The 21,201-nt window shown below is 30.5% G+C and carries 18 protein-coding genes; 17 read left to right on the forward strand and 1 reads right to left on the reverse strand.

Going from position 1 to position 21,201, the window contains the following annotated elements; genetic code table 11:
• Positions 1–165: 165 nt before the first annotated feature.
• From DR024_RS06445 to DR024_RS06515, 15 genes are all read left to right on the forward strand, one after another.
• Positions 166–1,605, forward strand: coding sequence for a VanW family protein (locus DR024_RS06445; RefSeq protein WP_099314086.1), 1,440 nt, complete (start codon positions 166–168; stop codon positions 1,603–1,605).
• 19 nt (positions 1,606–1,624) lie between these two features.
• Positions 1,625–2,467, forward strand: coding sequence for a Cof-type HAD-IIB family hydrolase (locus DR024_RS06450; protein WP_055183997.1), 843 nt, complete (start codon positions 1,625–1,627; stop codon positions 2,465–2,467).
• A gap of 61 nt (positions 2,468–2,528) precedes the next feature.
• Positions 2,529–3,536, forward strand: a complete 1,008-nt coding sequence (splB, locus tag DR024_RS06455) for a spore photoproduct lyase (protein ID WP_055183996.1) — start codon at positions 2,529–2,531, stop codon at positions 3,534–3,536.
• Between the two features lie 107 nt (positions 3,537–3,643).
• Positions 3,644–4,105 carry a tRNA (uridine(34)/cytosine(34)/5-carboxymethylaminomethyluridine(34)-2'-O)-methyltransferase TrmL gene (gene trmL, locus DR024_RS06460; protein ID WP_027098749.1) on the forward strand — a complete coding sequence of 154 codons (462 nt, stop codon included), beginning with the start codon at positions 3,644–3,646 and terminating at the stop codon, positions 4,103–4,105.
• Positions 4,106–4,125: 20 nt separating this feature from the next.
• Entirely contained in the window at positions 4,126–4,974 is an 849-nt protein-coding gene (locus DR024_RS06465; RefSeq protein WP_111918358.1) for a DegV family protein, read from the forward strand.
• Positions 4,975–5,112: 138 nt separating this feature from the next.
• The gene (gene rpoN / locus DR024_RS06470) at positions 5,113–6,495 is read left to right on the forward strand and encodes an RNA polymerase factor sigma-54 (protein ID WP_027098747.1); all 1,383 of its coding nucleotides are present in this window, start codon (positions 5,113–5,115) and stop codon (positions 6,493–6,495) included.
• Between the two features lie 325 nt (positions 6,496–6,820).
• Positions 6,821–7,858, forward strand: coding sequence for a sugar-binding transcriptional regulator (locus DR024_RS06475; RefSeq protein ID WP_027098746.1), 1,038 nt, complete (start codon positions 6,821–6,823; stop codon positions 7,856–7,858).
• Positions 7,859–7,921: 63 nt separating this feature from the next.
• A complete protein-coding gene (gene gap / locus DR024_RS06480) occupies positions 7,922–8,932 on the forward strand; it encodes a type I glyceraldehyde-3-phosphate dehydrogenase (RefSeq protein WP_027098745.1) in 1,011 nt (336 codons plus the stop codon).
• A 109-nt stretch (positions 8,933–9,041) separates the two neighbouring features.
• Entirely contained in the window at positions 9,042–10,220 is a 1,179-nt protein-coding gene (locus DR024_RS06485) for a phosphoglycerate kinase (protein WP_027098744.1), read from the forward strand.
• 233 nt (positions 10,221–10,453) lie between these two features.
• Positions 10,454–11,200, forward strand: a complete 747-nt coding sequence (gene tpiA / locus DR024_RS06490) for a triose-phosphate isomerase (protein WP_027098743.1) — start codon at positions 10,454–10,456, stop codon at positions 11,198–11,200.
• Between the two features lie 211 nt (positions 11,201–11,411).
• Complete coding sequence (gpmI, locus tag DR024_RS06495) at positions 11,412–12,947, forward strand: 2,3-bisphosphoglycerate-independent phosphoglycerate mutase (RefSeq protein ID WP_049178914.1); 1,536 nt, start codon at positions 11,412–11,414, stop codon at positions 12,945–12,947.
• A gap of 149 nt (positions 12,948–13,096) precedes the next feature.
• Positions 13,097–13,762, forward strand: a complete 666-nt coding sequence (locus DR024_RS06500; RefSeq protein WP_099328976.1) for an ABC transporter ATP-binding protein — start codon at positions 13,097–13,099, stop codon at positions 13,760–13,762.
• 11 nt (positions 13,763–13,773) lie between these two features.
• Positions 13,774–16,302: an ABC transporter permease gene (locus tag DR024_RS06505; RefSeq protein WP_099328977.1), complete on the forward strand. Its 2,529-nt coding sequence runs from the start codon at positions 13,774–13,776 to the stop codon at positions 16,300–16,302.
• 438 nt (positions 16,303–16,740) lie between these two features.
• Entirely contained in the window at positions 16,741–17,427 is a 687-nt protein-coding gene (locus tag DR024_RS06510; protein WP_049178911.1) for a response regulator transcription factor, read from the forward strand.
• Positions 17,427–18,674 carry a sensor histidine kinase gene (locus tag DR024_RS06515; protein WP_111918360.1) on the forward strand — a complete coding sequence of 416 codons (1,248 nt, stop codon included), beginning with the start codon at positions 17,427–17,429 and terminating at the stop codon, positions 18,672–18,674. Before DR024_RS06510 ends, DR024_RS06515 begins: the two co-directional genes overlap by 1 nt.
• Here the strand turns inward: DR024_RS06515 and DR024_RS06520 are convergent.
• Positions 18,658–18,876: a hypothetical protein gene (locus DR024_RS06520; protein WP_049178909.1), complete on the reverse strand. Its 219-nt coding sequence runs from the start codon at positions 18,874–18,876 to the stop codon at positions 18,658–18,660. The genes DR024_RS06515 and DR024_RS06520 overlap by 17 nt on opposite strands.
• 176 nt (positions 18,877–19,052) lie before the next feature.
• Between DR024_RS06520 and DR024_RS06525 the strand changes: the two genes are divergently transcribed.
• Positions 19,053–19,679 carry a hypothetical protein gene (locus DR024_RS06525; RefSeq protein ID WP_049178908.1) on the forward strand — a complete coding sequence of 209 codons (627 nt, stop codon included), beginning with the start codon at positions 19,053–19,055 and terminating at the stop codon, positions 19,677–19,679.
• 151 nt (positions 19,680–19,830) lie between these two features.
• The gene (eno, locus tag DR024_RS06530) at positions 19,831–21,123 is read left to right on the forward strand and encodes a phosphopyruvate hydratase (RefSeq protein ID WP_099328980.1); all 1,293 of its coding nucleotides are present in this window, start codon (positions 19,831–19,833) and stop codon (positions 21,121–21,123) included.
• Positions 21,124–21,201 lie beyond the last annotated feature (78 nt).

The raw sequence follows: 21,201 nt of genomic DNA on the forward strand, positions 1-21,201 counted from the left end.
CAAGAATAGTGATATTCTTGATATAATTTTTTTATTCTTTAGGGAGCCCATATTAATAAAAATTTAAGGTGAAATACTAGATTCTTCATCTTATATTTTTATTGCATTTATTATATAATTAATGTGAAAAGTTTTTTATCACTTTATAGGAAAGGAGTTGACATAATGAAGGATAAAAAAGATATTATTAAAGTTTTAAAGTCAAAATATTTTATTATTTCGGGAATTATAGTTTTAATAATTGGTGCTTATTTAGCTTATACAGCATCGTTAAGTAAGCAGGTAAAGGCTTGGGATAACAAAACATATCCGGGAGTGACTGTTAAGGGAGTAGACCTTGGCGGAAAGACAAAAGAAGAGGTGGCACAAATTCTTAATGAAAAGTTTTCATCACAGTTAAGCGAAAAGGCAATTAATATAACTGTTGAGAACAAGAAACTTTCATACAAGTATGGTGACTTAAATGCTAAGTATAATATAGATGAAGTGGCAGAAGAGGCAGTCTTATACGGTAAAGATACAAGTGCATATAATAAAAATAAACTAATAAAGAATAAAAGTAAAGAGACTCATGAAATACAAATGCGCTTAGTTTATGATGAAACACAAATAGCAAATATCGAGAAAGACATAAAGAAAGCTGTAGATATATCACCAGTTAATGCAACAATTTCTAAATCGGGAGATAGTTTTAATATTTCTAGTGATAAAGTTGGGTATACTCTTGATTCAACGGATTTAGATGCAAAGATGAAAGAAGCATTAAATGGAAATTTAGGTGAATCTACTGATTTAACATTTAACTTAAAAGAAGTACAAGCTAAAGTTAAAAAATCAGATTTAGCTAAGATTAATGGGAAAATGTCAACATTTTCTACTCAATACAAGTCATCTACAGAAGATAGAAGCTATAACATAGAGTTTGTAACATCATTATTAAATGGTACTGTACTTATGCCAGGTGAAGAATTTAGTTATGGTGAACTATCACAAAGAGGTAAAGGTAAGTATAAAATAGGTACTATGTATGTAAATAATAAGGTTGTTCCTGCAGAGGCTGGTGGAGTGTGTCAAGTATCAAGTACATTATATAATGCAGCTATGCAAGCTAATATAAGATCTACTGAGAGAAGGAATCATTCATTACCAGTTGGATATGTAGCTCCAGGTTTAGATGCAACAATGGCTTGGGGAGGAGTAGACTATAAGTTTAAGAACCCATACGATTTCCCAATTTATATTGAAGGATATACACAAAATAAGGTTGTGACTATAAATATATATGGAAGGCCAAGTGCTCTTGATGGGAAAACTTATAAACTAGTCAGCGAAGATTTAGGAACTATACCTCAAACAATTAAGTATAAGGATGATGCAAGTTTACCTAAGGGCACAGAAGTTGTAGAGGTAAAAGGTGCAGCAGGGCGTAAAGCAAGAGCTTATTTAGTTACTTATAAGGATGGAAAACAAATTAATAAGGAACTAATATCTACAGATACTTATGCACCACAACAAACAGTTATTAGAAGGGGGACAGGCCCTGTAGCTGAACCAAATACACCTGAATCAACAGATAAAGAAGCTACAGGAACACCAACAGCATAAATATTTTAGTGAGGATGTTATGAGCTATAAAGTAATATGTATAGACGTAGATGGAACGTTGCTAGGTGAAAGTGGAATAATTCCAGAAGAGAATATTCTAGCAATAGAACAAGCTTACAAAAAAGGTGTACAAGTAGTAATATCTACAGGAAGAATATATAGTAATGCTGTACAAATTGCTAAGAGAATACAGGTGAAGTCACCTGTTATAGCTGCAAATGGTGCAGTAGTTAAGGATTGGTATAATGGTAAAACAATATTCCACGCATCATTTACAAGAGATGAGTATGAAAAGTTATTAGAGCTATTATCAAAATATAAACTAGTAGCACATTTCTATACAATGGATAGGGTAATAGCTTATAGTGCTATTGGGAGTATTGCTGCTTTAGTATATAAGATGAAGAATTATAGTAAAAGTAATAAGATATATGTTGATTCTTATCTTACATTAAAATCCTTAAGAAAAAAGCTTATAGATTTAGAAGGTCATATTGTTAAATGCGTACTATATTCCATAGATAAAGAAAATTTACGTGGATTTAGAAAAGAAATAGAAGATAACTCAGACATGTCCGTATTTGGCGCTGGAAGCTACTCAATAGAGATTGGTCCAAAGGGAGTGTCTAAAGGTAATTCTGTTAAGATATTATCTAATTATTTAAGTATAAATATAGATGATGTTATATGTATTGGAGATAATGAAAATGATATTGAAATGGTAAAGTATGCAGGCTTAGGAGTGGCTATGGGTAATGGAGTTGATAGCCTAAAAGAAGTGGCTGATTACGTTACTGATACCAATATAAACAGTGGCGTTGCAAATGTCATAAATAAATTTATTTTAGCAAAAAATCCATGATGAAATTCATGGATTTTTTTGTTTTATTAATACAATACTATTAATAAAAGAGGTGATAGTATTGTTTATACCTAATAAAGCAGTAATAGAAGAAAAGGCATTAGAATATGAAAAGGGAAGAGAAATATTAGAAAAGTTTAAAAAGTTTAATATAAGTACTACCATAGTAAAAAGTAATAGGTATCCATCCACAAGAAACACAACACCGGCTGAAAAATTTATGGATAGTAAAAGAACTTTAATTGTTGGTGTAAGAAAAAAGATACCATTTCAAAGTTGTAAGCCATCAGCGCACTATCAGTTACCATTAATAAGTGGATGTAGTGGAATGTGTGAATATTGTTATTTAAATACACAACTTGGAAAAAGACCTTATACTAAAATAAATGTAAATATAGAGGAAATATTAAATCAAGCAATGGAGTATGTTGAAGAAAGAAAGCCTGATATAACAATTTTTGAAGGTGCAGCAACCTCAGATCCAATATCAGTTGAATATTATTCAGGAGCTTTAGCAAAAGCTATTGAAGTGTTTGGAGAAAACGAACTTACTAGGTTTAGATTTGTAAGTAAGTTTTCCGATGTTGATTCTCTTCTAAAGCTTAAGCACAATGGACATACAACAATAAGATTTAGTATAAATACGCAAAAGATAATAAGGGAATTTGAGCATGGTACAGATAATATAGATAGAAGATTAGAAGCAGCAAAAAAAGTTAAAGAGGCAGGATATAATTTAGGATTTATTATTGCTCCAGTGTTTATATATCCCAATTGGAAAGAGGAGTATTTGGATTTATTAGATAAAATAAAAAAGGATATAACTACAGATGATCTAATGTTTGAAGTAATATCTCATAGATTTACAGGGAGAGCAAAAGAGAGAATATTAGAAGTGTATCCAAATAGCAAATTACCTATGAATGAAGAGGAAAGGAAATACAAATATGGACAATTTGGTTATGGAAAGTTTGTGTATCCTAAGGAAGAATTAAATGAAATGAAAGAGTTTTTTAAATCTAGCTTAGAAGAAAGATTTGGAGGTAGCAGTATAAATTATATAATATAGTTATATACTTATAATACCTTATATGGATAAAAAGTTTTGACTAAATGTATACCCTGTAGTATCATTTTTATGATAGCATTAAAGTGCTTGAATTGGAGGTCAAAGCAGTGAATTTGAATATAGTTTTATATCAACCTGAGATACCACAAAATACAGGGAATATTGCAAGAACCTGCGTTTTAACAGATTCAAAGTTACATTTGATAAAACCACTTGGATTTGATTTGGATGAAAAACATCTAAGAAGAGCAGGTTTAGATTATTGGAAAGATTTGGATTTAGAGGTTCATGAAAGCTATGAAGCTTTTATTGAAAAGTATGGAGATAGAAAAATATTTTTAGCATCAACTCATGGTGGTGAACATTATGATGAGGTAAAATTCCAAGAAGGCGATTTTATAATGTTTGGTAGAGAATCTTCTGGGGTTCCACAAGAGGTTCATGAAGCACATGAAAATATTAGAATTCCAATGATACAAAGTAGTACTAGAAGTTTAAATCTATCAAATACAGTTGCTATAATTGTATATGAAGCATTAAGGCAAATAGGATTTCCTAATATGAAATAGAATAGAGGGGAATGAGGGAAATGGATAAAATTAAAATAATAACAGATAGTTCAGCAGATTTACCAAAAGAGGTATTCCAAAAGCTTAATATTGATGTCTTACCTCTATTAATTAACTTTGGTGAAGAGAGTCATCTAGATGGTGTAGATATAAATATTGAAGAGTTATTTGAAAAAATAGAAACAAGTGATGTTTTCCCTAACACAGCACAAGTAACGCCACCAAGATTTGCAGAAGCATATGAAAAGTATTTAAAAGAAGGATATAAAATAATATCTATACATTTATCATCATGTATGAGTGGTACATATCAGTCAGCATGTCTTGCAAATCAAATGTTAGAAAGTGATGATATTTATGTTGTTGATTCTCAAAATGTTACCTCTGGGTTAGGATTGTTAGCTTATAGAGCAGCAATACTTAGAGATAGAGGGTTAAGCGCTGAAGAAATAGTAGCGGATTTAGAAGAATCAAAAGAATTTATTAGTTCTTCTTTATGCTTTGAATCGTTAGATAACTTAGTTAGAGGAGGAAGAATTACTAAGACTGTAAGTGTTGTTACTGGAGTTTTAGGAATAAAGCTAATCCTTGAAGTTAAAGATGGTTTAATGGCTGTTAAAGACAAGGTAAGAGGAAGTAAAAAAGCTGTAAAGAGAATTATAAAGGATATAGAACATTATGGCTTAAAAGAAGATATGCCTATAGTTTTATTAAATGTAAATAATGAGGATGTTTATAAGCCTATAAAAGAATATTTGGATGAACATAATTTAAATTACATTGATGCAGTTGTTGGCTGTACTGTTGGTATACATTCAGGCAATAACGCAACAGGCGTATTCTTTATGTCAAATAAAAAATCTAAATAGAAATAACTAGAGAGTATTTGTATACTCTCTTTTATTTATAAACTTTTTGAAAATGTATACATATACTGTTGATATTTTTAATATAACAATATAAACTAATATAAAAGATATGTACAAGCATATAAGTAGGTGATAAGGATGAAAATGGATTATAGCTATAATCTTACCCAGGAACAAAAGTTAGTATTAACTCATGAAATGCAGTTATCTATTAAAGTGTTACAAATGTCTGCAAATGAGTTGAAAGAGTACATAAATGATGAATTTGCTGAAAATCCTATATTAGAGATACAAGAAAATATAAGTAATTCAGCTGATAGTAAAAATAAAGAATTAGATAAATACGATTATAAAGAAATGATAAAATATCTTGAGTTTGACAATTATGGGGCTCAAAGTTATGGAAGTTATGATGAGGAGGAAATATCGCCTTTTAATTTTATTTCAGAAAAAAAATCATTAAAAGAATACCTTTATGAGCAAATTAATGAGATTGAGGAAAACGATTTAATAATAAGTATAGCAGGTTATATTGTTGAAAGTTTAGACAATAGAGGATATCTTGAAATAAGCATAGAGGAAATAGCAAAGGAAATTAACATTGATAAGGCTTTAGTTGAAGAAGCTTTAGAGGTGGTTCAAGATTTAGAGCCTTACGGAATAGGAGCTAGAAATTTAAAAGAATGTTTAAAGATACAACTTATAAATTTGGGATTAATAGATGATATATTAGAGAAAATAGTAGATGATCATCTAGAAGACATAGCTAATAGTAAGTATGGAAACATAGCTAAGTCATTAAATATTTCTCCTAGAGAGGCTCAAAGATATGGTGATATTATAAGGAAGCTTGAACCGAAACCTTCAAGAGGATTTTTTACAGGAGATGATGTGAAATTTATAATTCCTGATGCTGAAATAAGAAATATTCAAGGTGAGTTTTATATAATTATGAATGATGGAATTCTACCAAAACTATCAGTAAATAATGCTTATAAAGAGGTTTTAAATACTAATACAGATGATGGAACTACTGAATATGTAAAAGAAAAGTTAAATAAAGCCATATCTATAGTAAAAAGTATAGAGCAGAGAAGATCAACTTTATATAAAGTACTTGAAAAGATAGTAGAAAAACAAAAAGATTTTCTATTAAAGGGAGTTAACTCTATAAAACCAATGACTTTAAAAGAGATTTCGGAAGATATAAAAATGCATGAATCAACAGTAAGCAGAGCTATAAAAGATAAATATATATTAACTAGTTTTGGAACAATAAAAATTAAAGATTTATTTGTATCTAAGTTATCTGTTGGAAAAAATGATGAAGATGTTGCTGTTACAATAATAAAGAAAAAAATAAAAAACATGATAGATAAAGAGAATAAAAAGAAACCACTATCAGATCAAGTTATTTGCGATAATTTAAATAGTGAAAAGATAAATATATCTAGAAGGACAGTAGCTAAATATAGAGAGGAATTGGGAATACAATCCTCAAGTAAAAGAAAAAGAATTTAAAAAATAAAGCCTTGGATAAACTAAGGCTTTATTTTTATTAAAAGGATAAAAAATATATAATAAGGTTGAATCTTTTACAAAATCCATATTATCCTTCTTATTTATTGTTATCTTAAAAAGTGATGTACTAAATTATAATTTTATAAGATTAACATATACTAAATACTGATTTATGAAAAATAGATTATACAAAATGGAAAGCTTTAATAAATTACAAAAAAACTTTCCAATACCTCTTTAAAAATTCCAATTAGTGATTTATAATAATACATGTGGGACGTAAAAATGGCGAGTGGGACATACTTCGCCCAAAGGAGTGTTAAAGGTGCAGGAAATATTGCGATTACAGAAGAAAATAGTTCCTGAACTTGTAGAAGTACTCGAAAAAAGGTACAATGTACTAAGAACTATTTACTATAATCAGCCAATTGGTAGAAGAATTTTAGCTAATCAGTTGAATTTAGGGGAAAGAATAGTTCGAACCGAGATAAACTTTCTTAAGTCACAGGGATTGATAGAAATAAATACTCCTGGCATGACAGTAACAAGCAGTGGCGAAGAAATTGTTAATAACCTTAAAGATTTTATACATGAAATAAAAGGATTATCTGATATAGAAAATCAGATAAAATCACTTTTACATCTTAGAAAGGTTATAATAGTTCCAGGAGATGTAGAGGAGAATCCTACAATCTTAAAAGACCTTGGTAAAGCATGTGCAGGATATGTAAAAGATATTATCAATGATAATTGCATAATTGCTTTAACCGGAGGAAGTACTATCAAAGAAGTTGTTGAAGCCTTTCCAAGGCAGAATACAGGTTTATCAAATGCATTAGTTGTTCCAGCTAGAGGTGGAATGGGAAGAAAAGTTGAAACCCAAGCCAATACATTAGCAGCATCATTAGCTCAAAAACTAAATGGAACATATAAATTACTTCATATACCAGAAAATCTATCATCAGATATTCTTGATACTTTGTTAAAAGAAAAAGAAATTAAAGATGTTATAGATTCCATACATCAAGCAGACATATTAATGTACGGTGTAGGTAATGCTAAGGAAATGGCAGTGAAGAGAGGTGCATCTGAAGAAGAGATAGAAAGACTTGAAAGCTTAGAAGCAATTGGTGAAGCGTTTGGTTGTTATTTTAATAAAAATTCGGAAGTAGTGTCTCAAACAACTGCTATTGGAATTAATATTAAAGAATCCAGAAAAATTAACACGCATATTGCTGTTGCAGGTGGAAAAAATAAGGTAGAGTCAATTATTTCTACTCAGCGTAATAATACAAATGGAATTTTAGTTACTGATGAAGCAGCTGGAAGAGAGATTCTTGAAAGGTTGAAGCACAGTAATTAGAATATATAAAAAAGTTTATAAAAATTAATTTTTATAAAAACCAAATTTTAGGAGGTAATTTTAATGGCAAATGTTAAAGTAGCGATTAATGGTTTTGGACGTATTGGACGTCTTGCATTCAGACAAATGTTCGGAGCAGAAGGATATGAAGTTGTTGCAATCAACGACTTAACAGATCCTAAGATGTTAGCTCACTTATTAAAATATGACTCATCTCAAGGTAGATATAACGGAACTGTAGAAGTTAAAGAAGATTCTATCGTTGTTAACGGAAAAGAAATCAAAATTTATGCTGAAGCTGATGCTTCAAAACTTCCTTGGGGAGAAATCGGAGTAGACGTAGTTCTTGAATGTACTGGATTCTACGTATCAAAGGCTAAATCTCAAGCACACATCAATGCAGGTGCTAAGAAAGTTGTTATCTCAGCTCCAGCTGGAAATGACCTTCCAACAGTTGTATTCAACGTAAACCAAGATATCTTAACTGCTGAAGATAACATAATCTCAGCTGCATCTTGTACTACAAACTGCTTAGCTCCAATGGCTAATGCATTAAACAACTTCGCACCAATTCAATCTGGTATAATGTCAACAATCCACGCTTACACTGGAGACCAAATGGTACTTGATGGACCACACAGAAAGGGTGACTTCAGAAGAGCTAGAGCTGCAGCTGTTAACATAGTTCCAAACTCAACAGGAGCTGCTAAGGCTATCGGATTAGTTATTCCAGAATTAAACGGAAAATTAATCGGTTCTGCACAAAGAGTTCCAGTTCCAACTGGATCAACTACTATCTTAACTGCAGTAGTTAAAGGAAAGGACGTTACTAAGGAAGCTATAAACGCTGCTATGAAGGCTGCTTCTAACGAATCTTTCGGATACACTGAAGAAGAATTAGTATCTTCAGATATAATCGGAATCACTTATGGTTCATTATTCGATGCAACTCAAACTATGGTTGCTCCAATCGGAGAAGATTTATACCAAGTTCAAGTTGTTGCATGGTATGACAACGAAAACTCATACACTAGCCAAATGGTTAGAACAATCAAATACTTCGCTAGCCTATAAGATTTAGAATTAGCATAAAGTATAAAAAGTAAAATAAGTCTGGTTTTGTAGTATAAGGCTATAAAGCCAGACTATTTTAAAATATAGAATAAATTAAGAGGTGAAAAGAATGAACTTTAACAAGAAGACTATTGAAGATATCGATGTTAAGGGTAAAAAGGTTTTAGTTAGATGTGACTTTAACGTGCCTTTAAAAGATGGTGTAATAACTGATGAAAATAGATTAAATGGAGCACTTCCAACTATTAAGTACTTAATGGAAAATGGAGCTAAAGTAATCCTTTGCTCACACTTAGGAAAAGATGCTTCTAAATCATTAGCTCCAGTAGCTAAGAGATTAAGCGAAATGTTAGGAAAAGAAGTAGTATTCGCTAGAGATGAAGAAGTTGTAGGGGCAAATGCTAAAGCTGCAGTTGCTGCTATGAATGATGGAGATGTTGTATTATTAGAAAATACAAGATGCAGAAAAGAAGAAACTAAGAACGTTGAAGAATTCTCTAAAGAATTAGCTTCTTTAGCTGATATATTCGTTAACGATGCATTTGGTACTGCTCACAGAGCTCACTGTTCAACAGTTGGTGTTACTGAATTCTTAGATACAGCTGTATGTGGATACTTAATTCAAAAGGAATTAAAGTTCTTAGGAGAAGCTGTAAACGCACCAGTTAGACCATTTGTTGCTATTTTAGGTGGATCAAAGGTTTCTGATAAGATTGCTGTTATCAACAACTTATTAGAAAAAGTTGATACAATCATTATTGGTGGAGGAATGGCTTACACATTCTTAAAGGCTCAAGGATATGAAATCGGAACTTCTTTATGTGAAGACGATAGAATGGACTACGCTAAAGAAATGATAGCTAAAGCTGAAGCTAATGGAGTTAAATTCTTATTACCAGTAGATCACAGAATTGCTGATGGATTTAAGGATGTTGAAGCTACAGTAACTGAAGATCAAAACATTCCAGCAGGATTCATGGGATTAGATATTGGACCTAAGACAGAAGCTTTATATGCTGATGCTATTAAAGATGCTAAGACTGTTATCTGGAACGGACCAATGGGAGTATTCGAATTTGAAAACTTCAACAAGGGTACAATTGCAGTAGCTAAGGCTATGGCTGATGCTGATGCAACAACAGTTATTGGTGGAGGAGATTCTGCTGCTGCTGTTAACATTTTAGGTTTTGGAGATAAGATGACTCACATCTCTACAGGTGGTGGAGCTTCATTAGAATTCTTAGAAGGAAAAGTTCTTCCAGGAATAGCTGCTCTAAACGATAAGTAATCATCTAAATCTTTGATTTAGATATGATTACTTACACACAGTGAAAGTAATTAAAATAAAAAAGATAAAAGAGAAAATAAAGATAATAGAAATAAGAAAGATAATAAAGATAAGGATGGAGCTCCTTAAGGGAGCTTCTAAAGAGTACATCATTAGAAAATCCAAAGGATTTTCATTCTTATCCTAATTAACTATATTATCTTTATTATCCAAAATATGATGAGGTGATTTTAATGAGAAAAGCTGTTATAGCTGGTAACTGGAAGATGCATTATACTCCAGATGAAGCAGTTAAAGTTATAGAAGAATTAAAGCCATTAGTAAAGGATGCAACATGTGAAGTTGTTATTTGTGCTCCATTTGTTGATCTTGATGCTGTTATAAAGGCTGCTAAGGGATCAAACATAAAGATAGGTGCTCAAAACATGCACTTTGAAGAAAAGGGTGCTTTCACAGGAGAAGTTGCTCCAGGAATGTTAGAAGCAATGGGAGTTGACTATGTTGTTTTAGGACATAGTGAAAGAAGAGAATACTTCAACGAAACTGATGAAGCTTTAAACAAGAAGGTTAAGGTTGCTTTCGCTCACAACTTAATTCCAATTCTTTGCTGCGGTGAAACACTAGAACAAAGAGAAGGTGGAGTTACTAATGAAGTAGTTGGAGCTCAAATTAAAGCTGATTTAGCTGGATTAGATAAAGAATTAGCAGAAAAAGTTATCATAGCTTATGAACCAATCTGGGCTATTGGAACTGGTAAAACTGCTACTAACGAACAAGCTAACGAAACAATAGCTGCAATCAGAGGAATCGTTGCAGAAATGTTTGGTCAAGAAGTTGCTGACAAGGTAAGAATCCAATACGGTGGATCAGTTAAGCCTAACACAATAAAAGACCAAATGGCTATGTCTGACATAGATGGTGCTTTAGTTGGTGGAGCTAGCTTAGTTGCTACTGATTTTGCTCAAATCGTAAATTACTAATATCAAAAGCTGTTGTACATTGTACAACAGCTTTTTAAATTGAGTGAAGAAATAATTAACTTAATTTATCAGATAAAACAGAAATTTTAAAAATATAAAGGTTTACATAGTTAGGAGTTTTAAATCTTTTGTAGTATAATAATATTGATTAAAAGAAAAATAATACTAATGAAGTATTACGAATAAATTAAATGTAAACTTGGAGGGAATTATGGCAAAGAAACCTGTAATGTTAATGATACTTGACGGATTTGGAATTGCTCCAAAGTCTGAAGGAAATGCTGTAGCATTAGCTAATAAACCAAATTATGATAAGTTAGTAAGTGAATATCCAACTACAGAATTACAAGCAAGTGGAATGGCTGTTGGTCTTCCAGAAGGTCAAATGGGAAATTCAGAAGTTGGTCACTTAAATATTGGTGCTGGTAGAATAGTATACCAAGAGTTAACTAGAATAACTAAGGCTATCCAAGATGGTGATTTCTTTGAAAATGAAGCATTATTAAAGGCTATGAAGAATGCTAAAGAAAATAATGCTGCATTACACTTAATGGGATTATTATCAGACGGTGGAGTTCACTCTCACATAGAACACTTAAGAGGTCTTTTAGAGTTTGCTAAGAAAGAAGGACTTCAAAAAGTTTATGTTCATGCATTTATGGACGGAAGAGACGTACCACCATCATCAGGTAAAGATTTTATAATTAAAACAGAAGAAATGATGAAAGAAGTTGGTGTAGGTCAAATTGCTACAGTAAGTGGTAGATATTATGCAATGGATAGAGATAACAGATGGGAAAGAGTTGAACTTGCTTATAATGCTTTAGTATTAGGTAAGGGTGAAACTGCAACTTCTGCTGTTGAAGCTATAGAAAAATCATACCATGACAATAAGACAGATGAGTTCGTATTACCATGTGTAGTTTTAGAAGATGGACATCCAACTGCTACAATTAAGAATGGTGATTCAGTTGTATTCTTCAACTTTAGACCAGATAGAGCTAGAGAAATAACAAGAGCAATTAACGATAAAGTATTTGATGGATTTAAGAGAGAAACATTAAACTTAACTTTCGTTACTATGACTCAATACGATAAAACTTTAGAAGGCGTTGAAATAGCATTTAAGCCTCAAACATTAGTTAACACATTAGGAGAATATGTTTCAGGTAAGGGATTACAACAATTAAGAATTGCTGAAACTGAAAAATATGCTCACGTAACATTCTTCTTCAATGGTGGAGTTGAAAAGGAAAATCCAGGAGAAGAAAGAAAGGTTATACCTTCTCCAAAGGTTGCTACTTACGACTTAAAACCAGAAATGTCTGCTTTTGAAGTAACAGATGAATTAATAGCTAGATTAGATGAAGATAAGTACGATATGATCATACTTAACTATGCTAACCCAGATATGGTTGGTCATACTGGAGTTGTTGATGCTGCTATTAAGGCTGTAGAAACTGTAGATACTTGTCTTGGAAAAGTTGCTGAAAAGGTACTTGAAAAAGATGGTACATTATTCATAACTGCTGACCACGGAAATGCAGAAACTGAAATAGACTTCTCAACAGGAAATCCATTTACAGCACATACTACAAACCCAGTTCCATTTGTATGGGTATCAAACCATGTTGATGGAAGAAAGCTTAAAGAAGGAAAGCTTGCTGATATAGCTCCTACTATGTTAGGTGTTATGGGAGTTGAAGTACCAGCTGAAATGACTGGAGAAAATTTAATAGTTGAATAATTTTATTAATAATTATGATAGAGACTCGCTTAGGTGAGTCTCTTTTTTGCTAAAATTACAAAACTGTAATTTTTCATTTAATATTATAGTAATATTTAGATTTTATTATATAGGTATAGAATGAAAAGAGAGAAAGTGAGGAAATAAAAATGGTAGTTATTAAAACAGATAGTTTAAGTAAGGTTTATGGAAAAGACGGAAATAAGGTTATTGCATTAGATAATGTGAATATAGAAATTGAAAAAGGTGAATTTGTTGCAATTGTTGGAGCAAGCGGTTCTGGTAAGAGTACATTACTTCATCAAGTTGGTGGTGTAGATAGACCAACAAGTGGAAAAGTAATTATTGATAATGAAGATATATATAAACTTAAAGAAGAAAAGCTAGCTATATTTAGAAGAAGGAAAATAGGATTTGTATTTCAATCATTTAATTTAATACCAGTTTTATCTGTAGAAGAAAATATAAAAATGCCTGCTCTACTTGATCATCAAAAAGTAGATAAAGAATACTTTAAAGATTTGGTTAAGACTTTAGGAATAAGTGATAGATTAAATCATCTTCCATCTGAGCTTTCAGGTGGCCAACAACAAAGAGTTGCTATAGCAAGAGCTTTAATAAATAAGCCAGCTATTATACTAGCTGATGAACCAACAGGAAATCTTGATAGTGAAACATCAAAAGAAATAATGGAAATGTTAAAGCTATCTGTAAGAAAGTATAATCAAACAGCTATCGTAATCACTCATGATTTAAGCATTGCAGAAAATGCTGATAGAGTAATAAAGATTAAAGATGGAAAAGTAATCGAATAGGGGGGTAAGAAGTGAAAAATTATAGTGAAATATCTAATAGATATATGAAGCAAAATAAAAAGCGTACTTCCCTAACAATACTTGGAATAACATTAGCTACAATATTAATATTTGCAGTTGGTACTTTTCTTTTAAGCTTTAGAGATTCTATGTTAGTAGAGCAAAGAAGAACTGGTGGGGATTATGAGTTTATATTGAGAAATATAACAAGTGAGCAAGTAGATAAAATTAAAAATAATGCAGAAGTAAAAGATACATCTTTATTACTATCAAGTGATGATGAATATACAATGGAAGGAAAAGATGAAATATTAACTTTTGATTATGGTAATAAAGATTATTATGAAAAGATGCAGACATCACCAATTAAAGAAGGTAGAGTACCTACTAAGGAGAACGAAATTCTAATTAATCAATCTGTAAAGTCCTTATTAAAAGTTAATGTTGGAGATAAGATTGACTTAAAAGATGCAAATGGAAATGAAAAAGTGGTTGAAGTCGTTGGAATAGAGGAAGGGACACTTTATTCAGGTAATAATGTATTTTATGTAAAAGACTATTTAAATGATAAAAACTTAGATCAAAATGCTGAGTATAATTTATATTTAAATCTAAAGTCAGGTAAAAATAAACAAGAGATTATTGCAAAGATAACAGAGCAAAACAATATAAATAAGGAATCTATAAACAATAATTCTAATGTACTATATTTAACAGGTAATGGTGGAAATGAATATGTATCAGGAGCTTTAAGAAATATGGCTATATTTGTAATAGCTACAATAATAGTTTGTACCATAGTTGTTATTTATAATTCCTTTAATATTTCAGTAATAGAGAGAATAAGGTATTTTGGAATATTAAAAGCTATAGGGGCAACCCCTAAACAAATAAAAAGAATCATATACAAAGAGGGCTTTTTAATGGGGCTTATAGCTTTACCATTAGGCTGTATAGTAGGATTCTTGGCATTAAAGTATGGTATTAAAATATTTATTGGAGATACCTTAATGTTTATTGAGAGCTTTAAAGTTGGATTTTATCCTGTAATCATTTTAGTTACAGCCATATTGGTTGCTATTACTATATTTTTATCAATTCTAATGCCAGCTAGGAAGGCAAATAAGATATCGGCAGTTGATGCAATAAGGAATAAAAATGAAATAAAGTTAGGGAAGCTTAAGAGAAGAAAAGGAAGAATAGTTGGAAAAATATTTGGTGTTGAAGGTAGTATTGCTTATAAGAATATAAGGAGAACACCATTTAGATTCATTATTACTTGTTTAGCATTAACAGTATCAATTATTATGTTTAATGTATTCTATGGATTTGTTGATTTTGCTAAACAATCTGTAATGCAACAATTTATGTATTCACCTTTTGATGCTCAGCTTTCTAATGAAGTTACAGATAGTGGATTAAAAAGTGAAGATATTAAAGAAATAGAAGGTAAAGACTTTATAAGAAAAGAATATAAATTTTATATTGATTATGCTAATTTAGCTATACCAAAAGATAGTGTGAACCCAGATTATGCTAACAAAGTAGGAAGAAATCCATTTTACGATAATTTCCCTTCGTCAGATATGATAGATGCTAGTGGAACACAAATATATGTTGGGGGAAATGATGAATTAAATATTATAGACAGATATATAGTTGATGGAAAAGTAGATTTAGATAAGCTTAAGAAAAATGGAGTAATTCTTTTAGATGGCTACCAAATACGTAATGAAGATGGAGATATAGAATCAGTACAGGCTACTAAATATAAGGTTGGAGACAAGATCAGAATACCTAAATTAGATAATTATAGTAGAAATGTAGAAAATGCTAGTAGAAATATAGAAGAAGCAATAAAGAATAAGGATTACTATGAATTGGAGGTTGTTGCTATAGCTAATAGAGAACCATTAATGGGAAATACACTTTATAGTGCACCACAATTAATGTTCCATGAAGATTTGTTTAAGACTATGGTTAAGGATTTTAATTATAATGGTCTGTTCTTTGACTTTGAGGGAGACGAGGAAGCAAGAGAAAAAGCACTTGAGTATTTTAATAATGTAGCAGATGAAAAGGAACTTGTTTATCAAGATTTAGGAGATTTACTAAAAGAAGTAGACAGCATATATGGACAAATTGAATTCTTTGTTTATTGCTTTATAGCAATTGTTACAATAATTTCAGTAGTTAATATTTTTAATACAATATCAACCAATTTATTGTTAAGAAGAAAAGAGTTTTCTACCTTAAAAGCTATAGGTATGACCGAAAAGCAACTTAAGAAGAGCGTATTGCTTGAAGGTACCCTTTATGGAATCTTATCAGCTATAATTGGTGGAGGAGTATCAGCAGTGCTTCTAGGATTATTAGTTAAACTTGGAGCAGGTTTTGCAGAAGTTCAATATAACTTTGACTTTATTGCATTCGCTATTTCAATAATATGCGCAATAGGAGTAACTTATATTGCAACTGTTATTCCAATGAATAAACTTAAGAAGCTTACTATAGTTGAGGGAATAAGTGAAGAAGAGTAGGCAGGTAAGAAGGTAAGAGATAATAGAGATAAAAAGATTAAAAAGGATAATAGGGATTAGGAGGAGAAATTGCCCTTGGCAATTTCTCTCCTTAAATAAAAAAACTTTGCAGGTGCAAAGTTTTTTTATTATCTTTATTATCTCATTTATCTCAGGCATCTTTCTTATCTTATAAAGGTTTTTTATTTGGAATATCAGAACTATTCCTACAATTCACCACGAATAAATTATGAATTTATATATATCACTATGACTGTCTGGAAATTCATAATCATAAAATTATAATAAGTATCAACCTGGTTTTAGTTTTCATGATAGGCCTCCTGAAGTAATCATAGGCACTCTCTACCACAAAATGTAAAATAAGAGAAGGGGTTTTTGTAATTTCCGGGGAAATATATTAGAATAAAATGGAATAATAATTTTAAGGAGAGGTAAATGAATATTTTATTAGTTGAAGATGATATTACTTTAGCAATGGGAATCGAATATTCTCTAAAAAATGAAGGATTTAATGTCCATACAGTAGGAAAAATAAAAGATGCAAAAGAAAAGATAAGTAATTCACATATAGATATTATTTTATTAGACGTAAATTTACCAGATGGAAATGGATATGAGTTATGTAAAGAGGTTAGGGTAGATAGTGAGGTTCCAATAATTTTTCTAACTGCCTGTGACGAAGAGGTTAACATAGTTATGGGATTAGATTTAGGTGCTGATGATTATATAACTAAACCAGTTAGAGTTAGAGAATTAGTAGCTAGGATAAATGCAGTTGCTAGAAGAAAAGGTGTAGTATCTAAAGATAAAGAAGATAATAAAATTATTGTTAGAGATATTAAAGTGTTGCCTTTAAAATATGAAGTTTATAAGGGAGAAGAAAAACTTCAATTAACTTCAGTAGAATATAAATTACTTTTACTTTTAATAGAGAATTCTGGAAATGTATTAACTAGAAAGACATTGTTAGAAAAGCTTTGGGATATAGAAGGAGATTTTATTGAAGAGAGCACATTAACAGTATATATAAAAAGATTAAGAGAAAAACTTAAAGAGGATAAGGAAAATCCTTATATTGAAACTGTTAGAGGAATAGGTTATAAGTGGATAGGTGAAAAATAATGAATTTAAAAAGGTTATATAATAATCCAGAAGCTAAGAAAATAACATCAAAATTTCTTATTATTTTTTTAGTTGGAGTTATATCAATATTTGGAGCAACTTACTATGTTGTTGAGAATATAAACAAAACTTTACTTGATCAAAATATTTCTGTTATTAGTAGTGTTATAGAAAATAAGGAAATATCAGAAGTTATTAAAGGATTTTATGAGATAAAGGATGGAAATGAGTTAGTAGAAGCTAAGGAGATACTTGAAAGTTATGGATATGATGATGACTTATCTATAATGGTTAATGAGGTTACAAATAAATTTTATACAGAGATACTAGTTATATTCATACCAATAATTATTCTATTTACTATAATGCTTTACTTAATATTTATTAAAGAATTGAAGGATATATATGTCCAAGTTGATAATATAGTAAAAAATATTTCAGACACTTCAAATGGTAAATTTAAGAAGATTGAACCTAAGTATAAAGAGGGAGATGTAGCTATACTTACAACTTCTCTTAATTATATGGGAGAAAGAGTTAATAATTCTATTCAAAAATTAAATGAAGATAAAGATAATTTAAAAGATTTCTTATCGGATATTTCTCATCAATTAAAGACTCCATTAGCATCTTTGGTTATGTTTACAGATTTAATGAAGGAAAATGAGGATATGCCTAAGGAGGATAGGGCAAAGTTTTTAGATAAGTGTGATGAGCAAGAAGTAAGAATGGAATGGCTTATAATGAATCTTTTAAAAGTTGGAAGGTTAGAGGCAGGAGCAGTAAACTTTAAAAGAGAAAGACAACCTTTAAGGGAAACTATAGAGCTAGCAGTTTCTTCTTTAATTGGAGAAGCTGAAAGAAAAAATCAAAAGCTTATAGTAACTGGAGATTTAGACTGTGAGGTTGTGCATGATAGAGAGTGGTTAGGTGAAGCCATATCTAATATTACCAAGAATGCTATAGAACATACTCAGGATAGCGGAGAAATAGAAATTCGAGTTTCTGAGGGGAAAATTATAAAGAATATTTATATTAAAGATAATGGACCTGGAATACCTAAGGATATTAGAAAAAAGGTATTTAAGAGATTTTATAAGGGTGAAAGTAGTACAGATCCAAAGAGTATAGGGATTGGTTTATCCTTATCTAAAAGTATAGTTGAAGAATTAGGTGGAGAAATAAGGCTTATTAGTGAAGAGGGAGAAGGAACTACATTTATTATTAGTTTTATAGAAATGGATTAAAATCAAACTTTTTTAATATAATCATAACTATGGTAAACGGAATAATTGCTGATAAAGCTGAGATTAATCCTATCATAATACTTTCCATTGAAAAGTTTCCTCTTAAATATGCAAGTGTATTACCTACACCAGTCATAATACCAAAAGCCATGCTTCCTAATAAAATAGTTTTAATATCATCTTTATTTAGTAAATTTTTCATTTTTATTACCACCTTTTTTATTTGATTCTATGTTTTAATAATAAGCGATCAATATTACTAGGAGATTAATACAAGAATTACAAATTAGTAATAATTAAGTTAATGGTATTTTGTTTTTTCATATTATGTGATTATTAAACATATAAATATATCAAAATAATATAAAGGTAGATTCTATGAAAAAATATCATTGTTATTCAGCAAGCTTTGATGATAAAACAGAAGAGTTATTTAGAGAAGCTATATTCTTAGGACAAGGAAATAATGGGGTTGTGTATAAGTTGCCTGAGAATAAGGTAATAAAAATTTTTGTTGAAGAAAAGGTCTGTAGTGACGAATCATATACTCTTTCAAGGACTAACGGGTCTAAATACTTTCCTAGAATATATAAGATAGGCAAATTATATATTGTAAGAGAAATGGTAGAGGGGATTCAGCTTGATAAATACATAAAGAAAAACGGGCTAAACTTAGAACTAACAAGAAATATCTATAAGCTAATAAAAGAATTTAAAAGGTTAGACTTCTCTAAAATAGACACAAGATGCAAAGATGTATATGTAAAAGATGATTGTACAATAATGCTTATTGACCCTAAAAAGTGTTATAAAAGAAAAGTGAATTTTCCAAGACATTTAATGAAAGGTTTTTTAAAGCTTGAAGTTTTAGATGATTTCATAAAGTATATGGAAAAGATTGATAAGAAGAAAGCTAAGGAATGGAAGAATAAGTTTGATAAGTATTGGCAAAAAGAAAGTCAAAAAGAGAAATACCAAAGAGATGATGAAGATTTATACTTATAGTTTTTACAAGAGGGAGTCAAAGTAAAAGTGAGTTATTTTGAGGCCCTCTTAATTAATTTTATGAATATAAGAATAATATTTAGTAAATACTATTCTTGTTACTTGAACTAACAAATATTAGAAATATATAAGTTTTTAAGGAGGAAGAGTTATGAAAAGTTATGTTGAGATCGTTGATATTGTTGGAAGACAAATTCTAGATTCTAGATGTTTCCCAACAGTTGAAGTTGAAGTTTATTTAGACGATGGTACTGTAGGAAGAGCAGCTGTACCTTCAGGGGCTTCAACTGGTATATATGAGGCTGTAGAACTAAGAGATGGCGATAAAGACAACTATCTAGGAAAGAGCGTTGAAAAGGCTGTAAGAAATGTAAATGAAACTATCGCTGAAGAATTAATAGGTTGTAATGTATTTGACCAAACATATATTGATAAAACAATGATTGAATTAGATGGTACTCCAAACAAAGGAAAACTTGGAGCTAATGCTATTTTAGGTGTATCTTTAGCATGTGCACAAGCAGCTGCTAATTCTTTAGGATTACCTTTATATCAATATATCGGTGGAGTTAACGCTAAGGTATTACCAGTTCCAATGATGAACATTATAAATGGTGGTTCTCATGCAGATAACTCAGTTGATTTACAAGAATTTATGGTTATGCCAGTAGGGGCTAAGACTTTCTCAGATGCTATGAGAATGTGTGCTACAGTATATCATACTCTTAAAAAGACTTTACATGAAAAAGGATATTCAACTGCAATTGGTGATGAAGGTGGGTTCGCTCCTAACCTAAAATCAAATGCAGAGGCTATAGATGTTATAATAGAAGCTATAACTAAAGCAGGTTATAAGCCTGGAGAAGATATGTTCATTGCAATTGATGCAGCTTCTTCTGAATACTACAAAGATGGAAAGTACGTTTTAGAAAACGAAGGAAAGACTTTAACTGCTGAAGAAATGGTAGACTTCTTAGAAGATTGGGTTAACAAGTATCCAATAATCTCAATTGAAGATGGTATGGCAGAAGAAGATTGGGAAGGATGGAAGTTACTTACTGAAAGATTAGGTAAGAAGGTTCAATTAGTTGGAGATGACTTATTTGTAACTAACACTGAAAGATTAGAAATGGGAATTGAAAAGGGAGTAGCTAACTCAATTCTTATTAAATTAAATCAAATAGGTACATTAACTGAAACTTTAAATGCTATTGAAATGGCTAATAGAGCAGGAATGACTGCAGTAGTTTCTCATAGATCTGGTGAAACTGAAGATACAACAATAGCTGATTTAGTTGTAGGAGTTAATGCAGGTCAAATTAAGACTGGGGCACCAGCAAGATCTGAAAGAGTTGCTAAGTACAATCAATTAATTAGAATTGAAGAAGAATTAGAAGATGTAGCTGAATTTAGAGGAAGAAAAGCCTTCTTTAATATTAAATAGTTTAAAAAGATTAAAATCAGTAATAGAAGTGGTTAATTATTACTTCTATTACTTTTTTTATGCTATTATTTAAGAAAA

This window comes from Clostridium paraputrificum, assembly GCF_900447045.1.
Classification (GTDB): Bacteria; Bacillota; Clostridia; order Clostridiales; family Clostridiaceae; genus Clostridium; species Clostridium paraputrificum.

What these genes read in the sequence shown, in the direction of transcription:
- DR024_RS06510 (WP_049178911.1), top strand. Translation starts at nt 16,741, where the DNA reads ATGAATATTTTATTAGTTGAAGATGATATTACTTTAGCAATGGGAATC.
- rpoN (WP_027098747.1), top strand. Translation starts at nt 5,113, where the DNA reads ATGAAAATGGATTATAGCTATAATCTTACCCAGGAACAAAAGTTAGTA.
- DR024_RS06450 (WP_055183997.1), top strand. Translation starts at nt 1,625, where the DNA reads ATGAGCTATAAAGTAATATGTATAGACGTAGATGGAACGTTGCTAGGT.
- DR024_RS06515 (WP_111918360.1), top strand. Translation starts at nt 17,427, where the DNA reads ATGAATTTAAAAAGGTTATATAATAATCCAGAAGCTAAGAAAATAACA.
- DR024_RS06500 (WP_099328976.1), top strand. Translation starts at nt 13,097, where the DNA reads ATGGTAGTTATTAAAACAGATAGTTTAAGTAAGGTTTATGGAAAAGAC.
- gpmI (WP_049178914.1), top strand. Translation starts at nt 11,412, where the DNA reads ATGGCAAAGAAACCTGTAATGTTAATGATACTTGACGGATTTGGAATT.
- tpiA (WP_027098743.1), top strand. Translation starts at nt 10,454, where the DNA reads ATGAGAAAAGCTGTTATAGCTGGTAACTGGAAGATGCATTATACTCCA.
- DR024_RS06445 (WP_099314086.1), top strand. Translation starts at nt 166, where the DNA reads ATGAAGGATAAAAAAGATATTATTAAAGTTTTAAAGTCAAAATATTTT.
- DR024_RS06525 (WP_049178908.1), top strand. Translation starts at nt 19,053, where the DNA reads ATGAAAAAATATCATTGTTATTCAGCAAGCTTTGATGATAAAACAGAA.
- gap (WP_027098745.1), top strand. Translation starts at nt 7,922, where the DNA reads ATGGCAAATGTTAAAGTAGCGATTAATGGTTTTGGACGTATTGGACGT.
- eno (WP_099328980.1), top strand. Translation starts at nt 19,831, where the DNA reads ATGAAAAGTTATGTTGAGATCGTTGATATTGTTGGAAGACAAATTCTA.
- DR024_RS06465 (WP_111918358.1), top strand. Translation starts at nt 4,126, where the DNA reads ATGGATAAAATTAAAATAATAACAGATAGTTCAGCAGATTTACCAAAA.
- DR024_RS06485 (WP_027098744.1), top strand. Translation starts at nt 9,042, where the DNA reads ATGAACTTTAACAAGAAGACTATTGAAGATATCGATGTTAAGGGTAAA.
- DR024_RS06520 (WP_049178909.1), bottom strand. Translation starts at nt 18,876, where the DNA reads ATGAAAAATTTACTAAATAAAGATGATATTAAAACTATTTTATTAGGA.